The sequence below is a fragment of the Pedobacter sp. ISL-64 genome (genome assembly GCF_018613605.1).
Taxonomy (GTDB): domain Bacteria; phylum Bacteroidota; class Bacteroidia; order Sphingobacteriales; family Sphingobacteriaceae; genus Pedobacter.
In genome coordinates, this window is the sequence record NZ_JAGGPU010000004.1 from 237,711 (window position 1) to 256,413 (window position 18,703).

Sequence of the window (18,703 nt, forward strand, 5' to 3'; positions counted from 1 at the left end):
TTTCGGTCTTTTTGAAATAAAAAACCGAATAATTCTATGCGAAAATTTACCTGTTTACTTTTGTTTTTAATCCCGTTAAATCTTTTGGCCCAGCCGTTCAGGTCTGTTCAGGAGTTAATTAAGCGAAGAACACCATGGTTAGCAGACCAGGTGGTTTTTAAGCAGTTAAAAATCGATCAGAAGGACGTGTTTGAGTTAAACAGTACTGGCAATAAACTAGTCATTAGTGCATCTGGTTCCAATGCAGCAGCTGTTGGATTGAACTGGTATTTAAAATACTATTGTAACCGTTCCATGTCACACATGGGCGATAACCTTTCGGCGGTATACCCAATACCCCAGGTAAAGAAAAGTGTACGCGTTGAGGCCCCCGCAAAATACCGTTATGCCTTAAACTATTGTACCTATAATTATACCATGAGCTTTTATGATTGGAAAGACTGGGAACATGAGCTCGATTGGATGGCTTTAAATGGTGTTAACCTGATGCTTACTGTAAACGGCATGGAAGCAGTATGGCAAAAAACGTTGAAGCAGATTGGATACACTGGTCAAGAGATTAACGATTTTTTAGTGGGACCAGCATACACCGCATGGTGGCTTATGGGAAACATTCAAGGGTGGGGAGGCCCAATGCCTCAAAGTGAGATAGATGGCCGTAAAGCGCTGCAGCAGAAAATGATGGCTAGAATGAAAGAACTGGGAATAGCACCGGTATTACAAGGTTTTTATGGTATGGTTCCGGGCTCTTTGAAAGATAAAAGTAAAGCACAGATCATCGACCAAAAAACCTGGGGTGCATTTAAGCGGCCGGATATTTTGGTTCCTAACAGCCCTGACTTTTCCAGAATAGCAGGAATATATTACAAGGAAGTTCAGAAAGCATACGGAAAAGACATCCGTTTTTTTGCAGGAGATCCTTTCCACGAAGGTGGAATTACAACAGGCATAGATCTAAAAGTAGCAGGTAGATCCATTCAACAGGAAATGCAGAAGAGCTTCCCTGGATCGATCTGGGTGCTACAAGGCTGGCAGGATAATCCTAAGCAGCAAATGCTCGATGGGCTAGATAAGCCACATGTGCTGGTACAGGAGTTGTTTGGCGAATTCACCAATAATTGGGAGAAGAGAAAAGGTTACGATTCTACGCCTTTTATCTGGAGTGTAGTGAATAATTTTGGCGAAAGACCAGGTTTGTACGGAAAACTGCAGCGCTTTGCAGACGAGGTAGACAGGATTAGAAAAGGCCCTTACAATGAGGTGCTAAAAGGTGTAGGAATTATGCCTGAAGGGCTGAATAATAACCCTCCTGTATATGACCTGATGTTAGAGTTAGGCTGGCGAAACGACCATGTTGAGGTTAAAAACTGGCTAAGTGGTTATACCAAATATCGTTATGGAAAATCAAATCCTCATATTGATCAAGCCTGGCAGGGTTTCCTCGAAACTATTTATCAAAGCATTCCAGGTTACCAGGAAGGTGCAAGTGAATCTATATTTTGTGTGCGGCCAGCGCTTGATGCCAAAGCTGTTTCCCGCTGGGGTACCAGGCTAAGAACCTACAACCTGGTGAAATTTAAGGAGGCAGCCCTGGAATTCGCAAAAGCAGCACCAGAATTTAAACATTCCGACACCTACCAGATCGATCTGATCAATATCTTAAGGCAGGTATTGGCCAATGATGGAGAACAGGTTTTTCAGGCCATGGCGAAGGCTTATAATGAAAAAAATACCGAGCAGTTTACTAAAGTTTCTGCTCAGTTTCTGGATATGATCCGTTTAACAGACGACCTTTTATCTGCCCATCCGTATTATCAGTTAAATACTTACAAAGTTCAGGCATTAAACCTGGGGAAAACAAGCGAAGAGAAAAAGCTGAATATCCATAATGCGATGATGCTGATTACTTATTGGGGAGAGAATAATCCGGCCGAAGATAACCTACGTGATTATGCGTATAAGGAATGGGGAGGATTAATGAAGGGTTATTACCTGGTGAGGTGGGAGATGTATCTCAAATATTTGCAAAACCAGCTTCAGGGTAAAAACATGCAGGCTCCCGACTTTTTTTGGTGGGAGCGTGCATGGGTAGAGCAAAATTTAGAAATCAAAAAGGATGATGTAACTAAGCCTTTATATCAGGTTGTTGCTGAAATTCTAAGATCGAAAACAGCCGCTCAATAAACTGATGAGGCTGATCGCTAACCATATTCCTGCTGTCTAAAATCACAACAGGAATATTGTACCTTTTTAACTGATCGATCTGTTTCGAAGGAACTTTAGGCTTGCTGAGGGCAATCAGAATACCATCTACCCGCAGGTTCATCATGTTTTCCAGGATTTTTCTTTCCTGATCAGGGTTCTTGAATGACTGGCCAAAAATAACATTGTAATTTTTTTTGTGCGAATAACGTTCCATTTTACTCAGAATGGAACAGTAAAAAGGATCTGCAATATCCGGAAGCACAACGCCCACGGTAAAGGTTTTTCCCTGTTTCAGGAATATAGCATTTTGATTGGGGTGATAATTTAGCTCTTCCGCAATTTTATTTACCCTCATTGTAGTTACAAGGCCAATACTTGGGTGGCCTTTAAGGGCTCTCGATACCGTTGAAGGGTTAATCTTCAGGCGTCTGGCTATATCTTTGATGGTAGGGATCTTTTCCATTTCTTTAGGCGGTTAGCGTAAAACTTTGAGTTGACGATTTTTAAGGTTGAATTCGTATCCTGACCGCTGGATTTTTTCCAGGCCTCGAAATCAGTGATTGGATTGCCATTGGTGCTGCTCCACATCCATTGCGGCTGTCTGGTGCTAAAATAGTTGTTATGGTCAATGAGATTATGACTTCCGGTTGTGGTGTATTTATGGACAAGGAGATCCCGAGGGCCGGCATAAACACGGTTGTATTTGATCACGTTGCTATCGCAGTGTTCAGTCAGTCTGATTTCGCCCTCTATTTCCCCGAATGCCCCCAACACGCGGTTGTTCTGAAATAAAGTATTGTTCAATATACTGCAGTTCTTGGTCCCGGAGATGGTGTAATTTAAATAATCACCCATGTAAATGCCGGCGCGGTAACAGTTGTAAACCAGGTTGTTCCTTACGGTAGTTGTCCTTGTGGGATAGATATTACTTTCGCTAACCAGACCGATTCCTCTGTCGCTTTCATAAACAATATTTCTTTCGATTAGGGTATTGGCCCCACCACATACATAAATGGAGATTGCGCCATATCGATCGGCTCCCCAAGTTTCAGGGGTTTTGGTCATCGTGTTATGGTGAAAAATATTATTGCTGATGATCCCGTTGCGGGCATAGTTTGTGGCTATAGCGCCACTAGGGTTAAGGCCATCGCCACCGGCTACAATAACGCCAATGTTCTCGGTATCATATATTTTATTGTTGCTGAACGTGAAGCCCTCTATATTTCCGGCAAGGGTTACATTTTCACTTGTTCCGGTTTGGGTATCATGAACGGTACAACTGGTAATAGATAGGTTTGAGATGGGTATGCTGCCATTCCCGATGGCGAGTATGGCATGTCCGCTTCTGCCCTGAGCAAGTGTAGTGTTGTTTTTGATGTTATAAATATTGCAATTTTTAATCGTGATATGCTGGCCACTGCCATAAATCGCGATGCCTTGAGGATCTGTATTGACCATGGAACTATGCAGGTTACAAATGTCAAAACCATCGATAGTGACCCAACTCACGTTATTGATCGTAACTAAAGCTTGCCATCCCGTAACCGAAATTTTGCTGCCATCGATAACTGGTTTTTCTTTAGGATAACTTTGAAGGCTGATAATTTTGCCTGGCCTGCCTGATCTGGGAAATTTCACTTGTTGTTGGTAAGTACCAGCCCTCACCACTACCTGATCGCCGGGCGCAGCTTGATTTAATGCCGCATTAATGGTTTGGAAGGGCGCGTTAATTGTCCCGATATTGCTATCTGAGCCATTAACGGATACGTAATATTTATGGGGCTTCTTTTTGGTTTGCAATGCAGCCGCAAAGGTTTTATTAGCACAGACCAGCGTCTGTGCTAATAAAAATAGGCCCAGGAAACAATAAAATTTCATATGCTTATTTTGAAATTACCTCGTTAATTAAATTATTCTGAAACGATTTTTCTGATCCTGTTGTTGTTTTTGTCCAGTACATAAACAGTCCCGTTTTTGTCTACTGCAACGCCACCAGGTGCACTGAAAGATGCTTGCTGTCCAAAACCGTCAGTATATCCGGCTACACCACTTCCCGCAAAGGTGCTCACCTGATAAGTATTAGCTTGTACCAAGCGGATACTTTGATCAGGATTAGTGGTGCTTCCCCCACCGGTTCCGTTGCCGGCGACATAAATATTATCGCTGCCATCTACAGCAATGCCCCATGGGTAAGCAAATTGCGCCGATTTAGGGTCGCCATTTAAATAACCTATTTTATCCTGTTGGCCCGCAATAATGCTTCCTTGCCAGGTACCCGCATTGAACTTTCTGATCACCTGATCGCCATGCGCAGATACGAATAAATTACCAGAATGATCAAATTTAATCCCCGCAGGATAATTGAGGCCGGAGATGATTTCTTTGGTGCTGCCTTGCGCGTCGATCTGATAAACGCTTCCGGGGCTGGAACAGCTTGCATAGAAAAGCTTACCGCTACTTTTGTCAAAAGCAACGCTCCACGGCGCCTGACTACCAAAACCCCATGTTTTAGCCTGTCCATCCGGGCTGATCATCCTGATGTCCCAGTTGCCGGGATCTACACAATAGATGTTTCCACTGCCATCAATGGCGAGGTCGTACGGCAAAGAGAAATTTGCAGCGGTGCCTTTGCCATCTGCATAACCTGCAAGCGCCGGATTGCCCGCCAGGGTACTCACATTTCCTTCAGGATCGATTTTGCGAATACAATGGTTACCTGGGTCAGCTACATAAACATTGAGTTGATCGTCTACCACAATGCCTGAACTTCTATACCAATTTTGACCGGAAAAGTTAAATGAGGCATCTGTTCCCTTACCGTTGGCAAATCCTGCGTTACCAGAACCGGCAAGGGTGGTTACAGTTCTTGTGTATTCATAATTAAAAATGGCCTGACTTAAAATTTCCTTATTTTCTATCTTCACTTTTATCAGGCCAGATTTTGATTTTTTTGGCACCACCACCATAATCTGTGTGGCGCTGGCTCCAATTACTTTGAGGGGCAAGTCGTTTAAAACAACAGAGATTTTAGAGACGTCAGCAGTAAAATTAGTTCCGGTAATGAGTATTTCTGTGCCGCCGCCGCCTTTTTTGGGAATAAAATCTGAGATAGCAATAGGTGAAGACGGATCAAAGCCATCGGTTTTATTTTTTTTGCAGCTTGTAACAAGGAGCAAAATACAGATTGTGCAACTTAACAAGTGCGAACGTTCTGCTATGTTATGGATGAATTTTTTCATTTAATTCTTTCTTAAATACATTAATGCTTTACTTACCAACCTGGATTTTGAACCAGGGCCCTGTCACGGTCGAGCTGATATTGAGAAATAGGGAAGAGGTACATTTTATTCTCCCAGGCCCTTTTTTGAAATAAGGTACGTTTGTAAAAGGAGGTAAAACCAAATCCAAGTCCCCCGTCGTCTTCATTCACATTCATGGTGTAGATATTTTGATTTTCGGGAGCGCCGAGTAGCAGTCTTCTGATGAGGGTATAATATCGGTCGCCTTCGAAGCATAATTCTACCTGTCTTTCTTTAAGGATGTACTTTCTCATGAGTTCCTTGTTTCCAACCGCATTGGGATATACAGTTTCAATTCCCGGTAGGCCTGCTCTGGTCCTGACCAGGTTTAGGGTTTGGGCAATTTCGGGATTGGAAGGATCATACTCGTTTAAAGCTTCGGCATAATTGAGTAGAATCTCCGCATAACGCATAATGATGAAGGGCCTGTAATTGGTAGCATCCTGCCTGATGTTATCAGCAGGGCTGATGTTTTTTAGAAAATTGTAACCGGTGATGTTATTGGTAATTCCTGTGGCTTTGGCACCAGCTTTACCCGAATAATAAAATTCTATACGACCGGTACCGTCAACATTGCCAGCTGAAGAATAATAATTTTTATCATCAACAGTAGGCGCAGGCAATACCGGGCGGCCATTGTATTGGATGTACGCATAAAAACGGGCCTCCCTGTTGGCATACATATTCCATTGGCCTTTTTTATGTCCCCAGCTCTGATCACTGTTATTTTCTGCAAAACCAGTTTCGTTATATTGAGATAATGGATCATCAATGGCGCGGCCGTTGTTCATATAGAAGGCGTCAACTACATTTTGAGTGGCATTATAAACATTGATTCCCCCCGGATTGGGTGAGGATGCTTTGGTGTATCCCCAATAGTTCCATGAATTTCTGGAGAACAGGATCTCGCTGTTCCAATTGGCCAGGAAAAGATCGCGTACAGAAAAATATGGATCAAACCTGGTACCACCGTTATCCAGGTTCGTGAATAATTTATATGCGTTAAGGTTCATCACGGCTTTCGCAGCATCTGCGGCAATTTTCCACTTACTTGGATCATAAGCGGTAGGCGCGAGTGCTTTTCCATCCTGATTTTTTAGCGAACTTAGCGCCGGGTTTCCGTTCCATAATGGACTGGCGGCCCAGAGTGCAAGTTGCGATTTAACCGCCAGGCATGAGCCTTTTGATGGGCGGCCATAATTGCTGGAGGAAGCCCAGCTAACAGGCAGATCAACGGCAGCTTCATCCATTAACTGGTTTACATAGTCTTTGCATTCATCAAAAGTATTTCTGGGATATTTATTAAAATCTTCATCAAGTGCGAGCGCGGTTGTTAACCTTACCACCGGCCCATACTGTTTAAGTAATTGCCAATAAAACCAGCCCCTTAAGAACTTTGACTCTGCTTTATATTGAGTTTTTAAAGCCGAACTCAGCTGTGACTCAGGTACTCTTCCAACATTGGCCTCAAAAATAAAAGTTGATCGGATGCCCGTATAATAATGATCCCAATGGTCATAATAGGCATTTACCGGGCTCCAGTTTCCTGCAACCATCTGTCTTACATTTGTACCCGGGATAGAAACAGATGCTTCATCGCTAATGCCAATATGCGCAAAGTCGATTTCGAGCACTGCACCGTAAATGTTGTAGAGGTAAGACTCTGCATTTGCCCGGTTGCTCCAAAGGATATCTGAGGTGAGGAGGTTATCTGGCTTTTCGTCCAGGTGTTTGCATGCGGATAAAATACTTGTTAAGAATAATGTCCCTGCTGCTATAATGATTAAATATTTTCTTTTCATCAGAATATTTTTTAATGCTATAATTGATCGATACGTCTTTTTTAAAGTGATGCTTTCAGTCCCAGTGCAAATGTTCTTAAGGGTGGGTATCCTGCAGCATTGGCGCCAAGTTCCGGGTCCCATAATTTAAATTTGGAGAAAGTAAGTAAGTTCTGCCCCGTGAGATACAGGTAGACCGACTTAATCGAGGCCCTTGCAAGTAAAGCATCTGAAAACCGATAACCTAAGGTGGCTTGTTTTAAGCGGACGAAGCTCCCATCTTTAGACCACCAGGTGCTTGGCTGATAATTATTGCTGTTCTGATTGGAAATTCCCAGTCTGGGATAATATGCATCCTGTCTTGGGTTTTCAACAGTCCACCTGTTTTCCAGGTTCGCCAACATGCCCGAAGGATATTGCCCCATACCGGTAAAAGGTACAACACCTGCACCAGTTGCTCCTTCGCCTGTAACAGCCGAGCCATTGGCCATAAAAGAAACGCCCGAAATACCCTGGAAGAAAAGAGAAAGATCGATACCTTTATAACCTACTGTAAATCCTGATCCGTAAAGAATGGTTGGAACGTCAGATTTACCTGTATACACCCTGTCGAAGCTGTTAATTACCCCGTCATTGTTCACATCTTTGTATTTGATGTCTCCCGGCTTTAAATTTGCACCAAACTGGCTCGCACTGGCCGCAATCTGTTGGGGGGAAGTGAACAGACCTTCTGCAATATACATGAGGTTGTCGCCCAATTTTTGACCGGTTGCCTGTTGATAGGCATACAGTTGTTTAGGTTCATCCCGTTCAACGATCTTATTGTTGTTATAGGTGAAATTTCCATAAAGACGAAGTGATACGTTTCCAATCTTCTCATTGTATTCCACATTGCCATCTACGCCCTGATTATTCATCTCCCCTAAATTGGCGAATACTGTTCCGGTTACGCCCAGAATGCCCGAGAGTGAGCTTCTGGCAATCAGAATGTTTTTTCTTCTTTCTTTGTATAAGTCTACGGTGATATTAAGTTTATTGAACAAGCCGATTTCAGTACCAAAATTGTCTTTCGTAGACTTTTCCCAGGTCAGGTTTTCTACGCCAAATACACTTTCAGTCACTCCATTAAATATGGTTCCATTAAAGCCTAAACCTATTGAACTTCCCGAACCATATTGGCTCAGATAAGGGAATCTTTTCAGTCCGTTTCTAAATCCGATCTGATCATTCCCTACAATTCCATGAGAACCTCGAACTTTCAGCAGGTTCACAGTAGCTGATAGGTTTTTGAAAAAGGGTTCGTTCGAAATCACCCAACCCCCTGAAAGAGAAGGGAAAAATCCAAACCTTTTACCTGGTTCAAAGTTTTCTGAACCGGTGTACCCTGCATCAAATTCGAGCAGATAACGGTCTGCATAATCATAAGTTACCCTGAAAGCCATACCCTGGTTTTTGTAAGGGATAGAAGAAATTACATCTCCTGCCGAGCTAACGACCCTGGTACGCATATTGTATAAAAATAAACCACCAACATGATGTTGGCCAAACCTGCGGTCGTAAGTAATATTGGTTTCCAGGTACATCTTTTTCTCTGCACTTGAAGATTGTGAGTAACCCAGAAACTGTTCTCCAACCCTTGATTGGTTAAGGATCAGGTTGCCATCAGCATCTCTTGAACTGGCCAGGAAAAGGTTGTTCCTTCCCGTTCGCCTATTGTCGTTTTCACTATACGAATCAAATGAGAACCTGGCCATTGCACTTAACCCAGGTGTAAAACGGTCTAATTTCTGATTGATGGAAAAAATGGATTGTATAGTGGGACGGAATTCTGTTGCATAACCCGAATTTTGAATTTCATTGAGTGGATTGCTTCCTCCATTGTTAAACGGGCCAGCCCATGATCCATCTGGGTATTGGATAGGGAAAGCAATAGGCGGAGTTAAATAGGCATTATACCAGATTTTACTTGCCGATAAACCCGGGTATCTGCTGCTCACCAACATCGCGTCCAAATTCATGGATAATAAAGTTGTGGGGCTCAGGTCGATATCGAGGTTGGTCCTGAAATCATACCTTTTAAAATTTAAATTCGGATTGTAACCATTTTGCTTGGTCACTTTATAACTGCCATCCTGGTTATAAAAAGAGGCTGAAACATAGTACCTCACGCTTTGAGAGCCTCCGCTTACGTTTAAATTGGTATTAAAACCTGGAGCCCAGTTTTTATAGGTTGATTTGATCCAGTTTACATTAGGGTAGAGGTACGGATCCAGACCACTTGCGGTTTTCTGGATAATTTCTTCTGAATATACAGGTTGATTGCCATCGTTGATATTGGCTTCATTGTAGAGCCTCATCCATGAAACACCATCCAGCATTTGTGGTGTTTTAGTAAGGCCAGACATAGAGGCTTCGGTTTTTATTGAAATCAACGGCTTCCCGGCAGTGCCTCGTTTGGTATTGATAATAAGGACACCATTGGCTCCCCTGGCACCGTAAACTGCAGTGGCAGAGGCATCTTTAAGTAAGGAAATACTTTGTATATCCTCCGGATCAATATTGTTGTAAGATCCTCCGAAAGAGCTGTTTACATCGTCCCGTTGTACGCCGTCAATAATAATTAGTGGTTCCGTATTGCCTGTAAAAGTTCCTATCCCCCGGATAGTAAAAGAGGCATTGTCATATCCTGGCTCACCGCTTCGCTGCATAGAAATAACCCCCGCTACTTTACCAGCCAAAGAGTTGGAAAGTGAACGGTTAGGGGTCTGCATATCCGACATATTGATTGTGCTAACTGCACCAGTAATGGTAACCTTCTTTTGTTTTCCATAACCAACTACCACTACATCTTCCAGGGCTTTGTCTTCTTCTGTTAGGTTGATATTGATCTCAGTCTGTTCGCCCAAGAGTATTTCTTTGGTGATGAAGCCTACGATCTGAATAACCAGCGTTTCATTTTTATCCGCCTGGATTTTAAAATTCCCATACGAATCTGTAGAGGTTGCTTTTTTAGTTCCTTTAATCAATACGGTTGCCCCCGGAATAGGGTTTCCTTTTAAATCGGTTACTTTACCCCGTATTTCCTGACTGCTGAAAATGCTGCTCAATTTGTCAACGGCCTGGTCCAGAAGTGAACTTTCTTTTGCTTTGATCAGGATGGTTTTTCCATCGATAACATAAACCAGGGGTAGGTTATTGAGGATTTTTTTTACTGCGGCTTCCAGTTCCTCATTCTCAATAGAAATGGTGATGGGATTAATTCCGTTGAGGACTTTTCTGTCGAATAGAAAATTATATCCACTTTGATTATGGATCTTTTCTAATGCACTCTTTAATGATATCCGGCGTTCATTAAGGGTAATGCGTTGGCTGAAGCTTGTTGCACTTACCTGCATTAGCGTGAAAAGGAGTATGATGGTGGTTAGGCGCATAATCATCCATATTTTACGGATATAACGGTCTGTTATACCCGATTTGCTGGCATAAAATCTATACATTTTGTTATATTTGGTTTGTGCAGTGGCCGCCCAGGTCAAATTGTGGGCAACTGCAGGTTTTGGTTAGTAATTTTTATTAACTGGATGCCAGTAATTATCGGGGGTGTGTCCAGCACCCCTGGTGATTTGGCATGGTCGTGAAGTAATTATTTCATCACTGTTACTCTCCTTCCTTCTATTTTGAAACGGACACCACCAACAGTTTCTATCCATTTCAGCACTTCCGACAATTTACTTTTTCTCGATACTAATCCCTCCAGAACAGGTGTTGAAGCTATTTTTAAACCTGGTTCGTAAATAACATCCACATTGTACCATCTTGCAATCTTGCGCATGGCCGAATTCAGATCCTCTCCGTCGAAGATGAAGTTGTCGTTTTTCCAGCCTAATGTTTCTTCTGTATTCACCAAACGTGAGGTTATCGTACCGTCAGCATCAATAGAGACCTGTTGACTAGGTTTTAACACGACAGTTTTTAAATGCTGAGCATCTTTTAAACTTTGAATTTGCATACTACCTTCTACCAGGGTTGTTTTGCTTAGTGGTTCATCAGCATAGCAATTGATGTTAAAAGATGTTCCAAGATCTTCAGCAACCTGGCCTGCACTTACTACACGGAAGGGTTGTTTGGCATCATGCTTAACCTGGAAATAAGCTTCTCCGGTTAATTCTACCCTGCGTTCTTTCTGGCCGGCAAAGCTGGAAAGGAATTTCAAGGAGGATGCGGCATTTAACCACACTTTGGATCCATCAGCAAGGGTGATTTGGTACTGACCGCCCTTGGGAGTCGCTAGTACCAGTTGCTGCGCCGCTACCTCCGTTGAGCCAATTCCGTTTATATCCGTTCCATCGTTATATTCCAGTCCGGATTTATCAACCACTACGCCGCCTGTTAAATTTTTTAAATCAAATTTTTGGCCATTTGCCAGCGTTACAGTGGCTTTGTTACTACCAGGCTGAATGTCGTGAAGCGCCAGATTATAATCCGTGCGTTGGCTGTGCAGGTAAAAATAAAGCCCGACACTTACCATGACCAGCAGTGATGCTGCAATTAAAAGTTTTTGACTTAACATACTGAACTTTCTTTCGGCTGGTAGGGTACTGGTCATCTTTTTAATAATGAACAGGTCTTCGAGTAGTTCCTCTTCGGTTAAACCCAGGGGGAGTTCTTTATTCCATTGGGCGTACCAACTCTCTAAAAAGTTGATTTCTTCAGGTGTGCAGTTACCTTCCTGTTTCTTTTGTAAAAGCTCGTTAATTTCCTCTTTTTGCATCATTCTTAGACGGCGAAGGAGCGTACCTTCCGCATTCAGAGGTTAAAGACGAAGCAGAATAGCCTAGGGGGTAAAGGTGTTTTAAAAAAAAAATCAGAGTGAGAGGAACAACATAGATCCCAGCCTGGTACGCAATACCCTTAATGCATTGTTTATCGTAGTTTTTACTGTTTGTTCGGACAGGTCTAACACTTTGGCGATTTCTTGATGACTTAAAAAGTTTTTCCTGCTCAGTTCGAATATTTGACGCGTGCGGGGAGGAAGGTTGGCAATTTCCTGATCTATAATGGCCTTTAGCTGGTTTTGTCTCACAAGATAATCGGTAGTAACCAAACCATTTTCTGCAAAATCTTGAATAGATTGAATGTATGTCTTCTTTAACTTCTGCTTTGCCAGTAAGTCAAATATTTTGTTTCTAACTGAAGTATAAAGATATCCGGAAAGGGTAGATTTAAAAGTAATTTCTTCACGTTTTATCCATAAGGTGGTAAAGAGTTCATGAACCAAATCCCTGCATTCTTCCCTTAACTGAAGTCGTTTAAATGCATGGATGTAAAGGGAAGCGTGGTAACGGTGATAAATTTCAGCATAGGCTTGCTGATCGCCTGACTTAAGTAAGGCTGTTAGTTCCTGATCATTATAGTGTTTATAGGGCATTCTGTTTGGGGTGCACTAACATACATAAATAATGAATATCGTCAAAAACTATAATTTTATCTGGCTTTGTAGAGAAATAATTTTTGATTCTTCAATTTTAAAGGATAAATCTGCAATTGCAGTCATTTGAGACCGAAATTCGGTCGACAACAATACCAAGTGCCACCCAGGTGGGACGAGGTCTTTTCAGAAGATTTTCGTCCCATTTTTTTGCTTCTAACTCTTTGTTTGAAATCTACCTATAAATCCCCATAGCTATTCTAATATTTACAAACCACTATAGGCTGTTAATTCAAGCAGAAAGTTTGGACTTGAAATAATGTTTTGATACTTTAGGACTATTCTAACTAAATTTAATGTAACAGATGTCGTCCGCCCGCTTGTATCGTGTAATTAATTTCTTTAGTAGTACCATTTACAGTAGAATTATACGGATACCCGCGTTGTTCACATTATTAATTTGCTTCGCTCAAACGACTCAGGCGCAGCAAACTATACAAATTCAGGATAATTCACCACATACAATGCTTTCGTTTGGTCAGATTGATGTTTTGGAAGATCCTAAAGCTACATTGAATATTAGACAGATAATAAGTAGAAAATTTCAGCATAAATTCCGTTCAAATACACTTAGGATTCCTAAAAATGATAATCCAGGATCAGCTTATTGGTATCGGTTTAAAATCAGGCATAATCAGGAGAGCTCAAAACAATGGATACTTGAGTTTTTTGATCAGTCAATAAGCGAGTTGACATTATATGCACCTGATGGATTGGGTAACTACAAGGCAAATTATTATGGGACTAATTATGATTTTTCTAATAGAGGATACGACCATAAAAATTTCGTATATGATTTAAATAACCATGCTGATCAGATCTTCACTTATTATCTCCGGATCAAATCACCACATTCAGTAAGCACGATTATTGTCTTGCGAGATCTGAGATGGTTTGTCAGCTATGCTCTGGGAGAATATTTGTTATTTGGACTTTTTTATGGGATGATAGCGGTATTTTGCCTGTATAACCTTTTGATGTACTTTGCTGTAAAGGGTAAACAGTATTTGTTTTATGTGCTGTATAACTTGAGTATCGGTATGTATGAAATGTGTAATGATGGTATAGCCTTCCAATATCTCTGGCCTACAAATCCTCATATCAATGTTTATGGATTTGGCGTTTCGCTTTTTTTGAGCAGCATTTTCGGTTTATTATTTACTAGTAATTTCTTATATCTCAAGTCAAAATCACCATTGTTTTATAAGTTGGTGTTAATTACCATTCTTTTAAGAGGCATCTTCTTTATCGCTTGCCTGATTTATACCCCATTATTTAATTTCAAGATCATTGAATTTATTCCTCTGCTGGTTGCTTTCAGCGCCGGAATTTCTGTACTCTTATCTGGCTATAGGCCGGCGAGCTTTTTAGTTTTTGGTTATGGATTTCTGGTTGCAGGTTTTCTGCTCAAGATCTTACTGCTTTTGAAGTGGATTCCTTATGGCACCCTTAGCTATTACAGTCTGAGTATCTGCTTTATTATTGAAATGATATTGGTTTCCTTCGCGATAGGAAATGCGATACGTACACTCCGAAAGAAAAAAAGCAGTGTACAAAAAAGGATTATTGAACAGCTTAGAATAAATGATGACTTACACCAAACCCTAAATGAACAACTGCAGGTGCTTGTCGATGAACGTACACAGGAGATTCAGCAAAAGACTATAACCATCGAAAGACAAAATGCAGAGATCTTAGTGATGAACCATTTGCTGAAAAAAGATATTTCTGAACTTCATCTTAATATAGAGAAAGTTACTCGCGCAAGAGTTATGCAAAAGGGATTGGATTTTGAGGAATTCAGCAGAATATATCCAGATAAGGATAGTTGTTTTAGATACCTTTCCGAACTGAAATGGAGTCATGGATATGCCTGCAGGAGGTGTCAAAACACGCAACACTCCCCAGGTCAGACCTCATTCAGCAGAAGATGTACCAAGTGCGGTTATGATGAATCAGCAATTGCCCATACCATCCTGCAAAATTCAAAAATACCCATAAACAAGGCATTGTATATGTTTATTCTGATCTATACTTCTAAGGGTACCATCTCTTCCTATAAGTTATCCGAGATTTTAAACATTCGCCAAAGCACCTGCTGGACCTATAATTCGAAAATGCAAAAGCTTTTGCTTGATAAAAAAGCTTTGCTTAAGAAAAATTCAGATGGGGATTGGGGAAAGCTGCTTTTGGATCCAGCAATTGTGTAATCATATTGATTGCTATAGCAAGCAGTATACCATCCAACTTCTAATGGTGTTTTAGTTGACACATTCGAATCTGAAAATTACTTCTTTTCCATTCCGTATTAAAGACTGTATTGCATATCTAAAAACCCATTGATATAAATGACAGCTTTAACATTTTGCTTAAAATGAAATAAGTTTACTTAGCCTAAGCGGTCTGAAAAATGTGCTCATTTATCTCTATCACCTAAATACGATACCCGATAATATATTTTTTGCCACAATTTCAACCTCACTCCTTATGCGGTATATAAATTCTAATTTATAGTCAAATAAATTAAATGTGCCAGTTATGCTTATTGATCAGCGCGATTGATACAGCATCAGCTTTCCAAAAACCGTATAGCATTCATTATCCTGAAAAAAATAACGAATAAAGGATGTTGCTCAGCCGTATTAATCAAAAATAAGCATACTTGAAATGGAAACGATGGGGTGCTTTTATGAAGTAATATCATTGTTGCTATATCGTATTGTGAATTAATATAACTGTCTATTTAATAGGTAGTTATGTATTTTTTTTGTTTGGAAAATGAAATATTTAGAATAGGTTTGTATCATCCAATTATTCTAAACCAAATATAAAATGAGAAAAACCATTACCTTACTAATTGCATTGGTTTGCTTTGTATTTACGCTGTGTTTTGGACAAAGCATAGCTGTGAAGGGAACCATTAAAGACAAAGCCGGGGTAGCCCTGCCAGGCATTTCGGTGAAAGTGAAGAATGCTCAAACTGCTGTATCCTCCGGAGCTGACGGAAGCTTTTTAATATCAGTTCTGCCTAATGCAACGCTTGTTTTTTCTGCTGTGGGATTCACCACGCAAGAGATTTCAGTTGGCCAGAGAACAAGCATTTCTGTTACCTTGACTGAAGAATCTAAAAGCCTAACAGATGTTGTCGTAATAGGCTATGGTACCACAACAAAACGTGATGCTACCGGCGCCATTTCCAGCGTAAAAGCAACCCAGCTTGAAAATGAAAATCCACAAAGTATAGCAGATGTACTAAAAGGTAATATTCCGGGCCTCTCGGTTGGACTGAGTTCAAGTGCTAAAGGTGGTGGTGACTTACTTGTAAGGGGGAAGTCAACCTTAAGTGCAGGAACCTCACCACTTATCGTATTAGACGGGGTAATTTACAATGGGCAGCTCGCTGATATTAATCCAAATGATATCGACGGAATAGACGTTTTAAAAGACGCAAGTTCTCTTGCGGTTTACGGAGCTAAAGCTGCAACAGGTGTTATTGCGATAACGACAAAAAAGGGCAGAGGTGATTCTCCAACCATTACTTTTAATACCAATGTTGGTCTTGCCCAGGTTGCTAAAAACATGCGGCCTTACCAGGATGAAGCATTTTTGGCATGGAGAGGAGATGTGTTGCGGAGCGGCGCCACAACCCCAGAATACTTGTATACCGATCCTAGAAATCTTCCTCAAGGCGTTGATCTCACCCAATGGTTGAATGGGCAAACCGGCGATCCGGTTGATTTATGGCTCAACAGACTTGGCCTTGTTGCAAATGAGAAGGCAAATTATCTGGCCGGAAAAACAATTAACTGGTATGATGATATCTTTAGAACTGGTTTCCGTCAGGATCATACCCTTTCTTTAAGCGGTAAGAAGCAAGAAATTTCCTACTACATGTCTTTAAACTATCAGAAAAACCAGAATGTTATAGAAGGTGGTGACTATACCGCAATCAGAGGAAGGATAAATCTTGAAGGCGAAGCAGCCAAATGGTTAACCCTGGGTATGAACGTCCAATTCGCCGATAGAGATGAAGCCAGAACAGGGGATGGATCAACCGAGGCAGATTGGGCTCAGATATTAAACTTGTCACCTTATGGAGATAAATACCTTCCAAACGGGCAATTGAGGCGCATTCCAACAGATGATAGCGGTTTAAATGCAAGAAACCCTTTTTTAAGCATGACATACAATGAACGCATGAATAAGCAGAATACAATTTTTGCAAGCGTTTATGGACGTGTAAAATTGCCTTTCGGAATCACCTATCAACTGAATTTTAGCCCAGGTCTGGATTTCTATAGAACTTTTGATTATCGATCTTCCAGAAACCCGGATGTAGTAACTCCCGGAGGATCTGCAACACGAGCTAATGAAACCCGATACAACTGGCAGGTGGATAATTTACTTAAATGGAACAAAACCTTCTCCAACATTCACAACCTGGATGTAACACTATTGGCAAATGCTGAAAAATACCAGACCTGGTGGACACAAGCTTCAAATGAAGGCTTCGTTCCCAGTGACGTGCTAAGTTATCATAATCTTTCGAGCGGTATCAAACCTGTAACAAATAGTGAAGATAAAGTATATACAGGAGATGCATTGATGGCAAGAATAAATTATAGTTTGTTGAGCCGTTATATATTAACCCTTTCGGTTCGTAGAGATGGTTATTCCGTTTTTGGCGTAAACTTCAAACGCGCTACATTCCCGGCAGCAGCATTAGCATGGGTATTTACAGATGAAGCGTTCATGAAAAATCAGAAGTGGTTAAGCTACGGGAAGCTTCGTCTGTCGTATGGTATTAATGGTAACCGTGATTTACGTAACCCTGATAACGGAACTGTTGATCCATATGCTGCACTTGCTCAGTTAACGAGTGGTAAATACCAAACTGTAAATGGTAGTGGTGCTGCCTCAGATGTGAACACCGTTCAGATTGGGGCGAAAATGGCCAATTCAGACTTAAAGTGGGAAGAAACTACCGCGATGAATGCCGGTTTTGATTTTTCAATTTTTAACGATCGCATTAGCGGTTCTATTGATGCCTATAACAAGAAAACGAGTGATTTATTAGTTAGACAGACATTGCCGAATGTTAGCGGCTATTCTAATGTTTATTCAAACCTTGCCCGTATCAATAATCGTGGAGGAGAACTAAACCTGAATAGTAAAAATCTTGTGAATGGTCCTGTTAAATGGAACACCAATTTCAATTTTTCCTTCAACAGAAATAAAATTGTTGCCCTTGCCTTGCCAACAGACGACCCTGGAAATGGATGGTTTATTGGTAAAGATATCGACATAATATGGGATTATAATATTCAGGGCGTTTGGCAGCAAAGTGAATTGGCCGAAGCGGCAAAATTTACAAAGGCAGCCATTAAGCCCGGCGATTTTAAGTTGGAAGATGTTGATGGAGATTATGCCTATTCTGATAATGACAAAAAGTTTTTAGGTTACCGTACACCACGCTATTTCTTCGCCATGAGAAATGAATTCAATATTTTCAAAAATTTTGATTTTTCATTTCAATTGCTTGCCAACTGGGGGCAGCTTAAACAATATAATTCAGCAAAAAACCAACCTGGTAGCGTAGGATTTGCCCGCTCATCATCGTATATTTTACCATATTGGACTCCCGCAAACCCAATAAATGATTATGCCAGACTAAATTCTGGTTCCAGCGGTACAAGCTACAATGTGTATTGGGATAATTCTTTCATACGCCTAAACACCGTAGCAGTATCTTATTCGGTACCATCAAATTTGCTTACTAAGTTTCGTTTAAAAAGCGCTAAAATTTATGCCAATGTAAATAATGCAGGCTACTATGCACCAACATGGACATTTTGGGATCCGCAAAATAATGGTCCTACGCCAAGATACTATACTTTAGGTCTTAATGTTAATTTATAACTTAAATGAAA

General features: G+C 41.0%; 10 protein-coding genes. 3 read left to right on the top strand and 7 right to left on the bottom strand.

Features of this window, described 5'->3' with window-relative positions; translation table 11 throughout:
* Positions 1-36: 36 nt before the first annotated feature.
* A complete protein-coding gene (locus tag J7E57_RS05700) occupies positions 37-2,184 on the top strand; it encodes an alpha-N-acetylglucosaminidase (RefSeq protein ID WP_215125986.1) in 2,148 nt (715 codons plus the stop codon).
* On the opposite strand, the gene J7E57_RS05705 is transcribed toward J7E57_RS05700, so the two are convergent.
* From J7E57_RS05705 to J7E57_RS05735, 7 genes are all read right to left on the bottom strand, one after another.
* On the bottom strand, positions 2,126-2,668 hold the full coding sequence (locus tag J7E57_RS05705) for a LacI family DNA-binding transcriptional regulator (protein ID WP_215125987.1): 543 nt from the start codon (positions 2,666-2,668) through the stop codon (positions 2,126-2,128). The two genes, J7E57_RS05700 and J7E57_RS05705, sit on opposite strands and share 59 nt — an antisense overlap.
* On the bottom strand, positions 2,638-4,083 hold the full coding sequence (locus J7E57_RS05710) for a right-handed parallel beta-helix repeat-containing protein (protein WP_215125988.1): 1,446 nt from the start codon (positions 4,081-4,083) through the stop codon (positions 2,638-2,640). The genes J7E57_RS05705 and J7E57_RS05710 overlap by 31 nt, the downstream gene beginning before the upstream one ends.
* 32 nt (positions 4,084-4,115) lie before the next feature.
* The gene (locus J7E57_RS05715; RefSeq protein ID WP_215125989.1) at positions 4,116-5,444 is read right to left on the bottom strand and encodes an IPT/TIG domain-containing protein; all 1,329 of its coding nucleotides are present in this window, start codon (positions 5,442-5,444) and stop codon (positions 4,116-4,118) included.
* Between the two features lie 32 nt (positions 5,445-5,476).
* Positions 5,477-7,306 carry a RagB/SusD family nutrient uptake outer membrane protein gene (locus tag J7E57_RS05720; protein ID WP_215125990.1) on the bottom strand — a complete coding sequence of 610 codons (1,830 nt, stop codon included), beginning with the start codon at positions 7,304-7,306 and terminating at the stop codon, positions 5,477-5,479.
* Between the two features lie 41 nt (positions 7,307-7,347).
* A complete protein-coding gene (locus tag J7E57_RS05725; protein WP_215125991.1) occupies positions 7,348-10,782 on the bottom strand; it encodes a TonB-dependent receptor in 3,435 nt (1,144 codons plus the stop codon).
* A gap of 146 nt (positions 10,783-10,928) precedes the next feature.
* Positions 10,929-12,059 carry a FecR family protein gene (locus J7E57_RS05730; protein WP_215125992.1) on the bottom strand — a complete coding sequence of 377 codons (1,131 nt, stop codon included), beginning with the start codon at positions 12,057-12,059 and terminating at the stop codon, positions 10,929-10,931.
* Positions 12,060-12,149: 90 nt separating this feature from the next.
* Positions 12,150-12,713 carry an RNA polymerase sigma factor gene (locus tag J7E57_RS05735; protein WP_215125993.1) on the bottom strand — a complete coding sequence of 188 codons (564 nt, stop codon included), beginning with the start codon at positions 12,711-12,713 and terminating at the stop codon, positions 12,150-12,152.
* A gap of 524 nt (positions 12,714-13,237) precedes the next feature.
* Here J7E57_RS05735 and J7E57_RS05740 point away from each other — a divergent pair.
* Positions 13,238-14,983: a 7TM diverse intracellular signaling domain-containing protein gene (locus J7E57_RS05740; protein ID WP_215125994.1), complete on the top strand. Its 1,746-nt coding sequence runs from the start codon at positions 13,238-13,240 to the stop codon at positions 14,981-14,983.
* 622 nt (positions 14,984-15,605) lie between these two features.
* Positions 15,606-18,692: a SusC/RagA family TonB-linked outer membrane protein gene (locus tag J7E57_RS05745; protein WP_215125995.1), complete on the top strand. Its 3,087-nt coding sequence runs from the start codon at positions 15,606-15,608 to the stop codon at positions 18,690-18,692.
* The last annotated feature ends 11 nt before the right edge of the window (positions 18,693-18,703 follow it).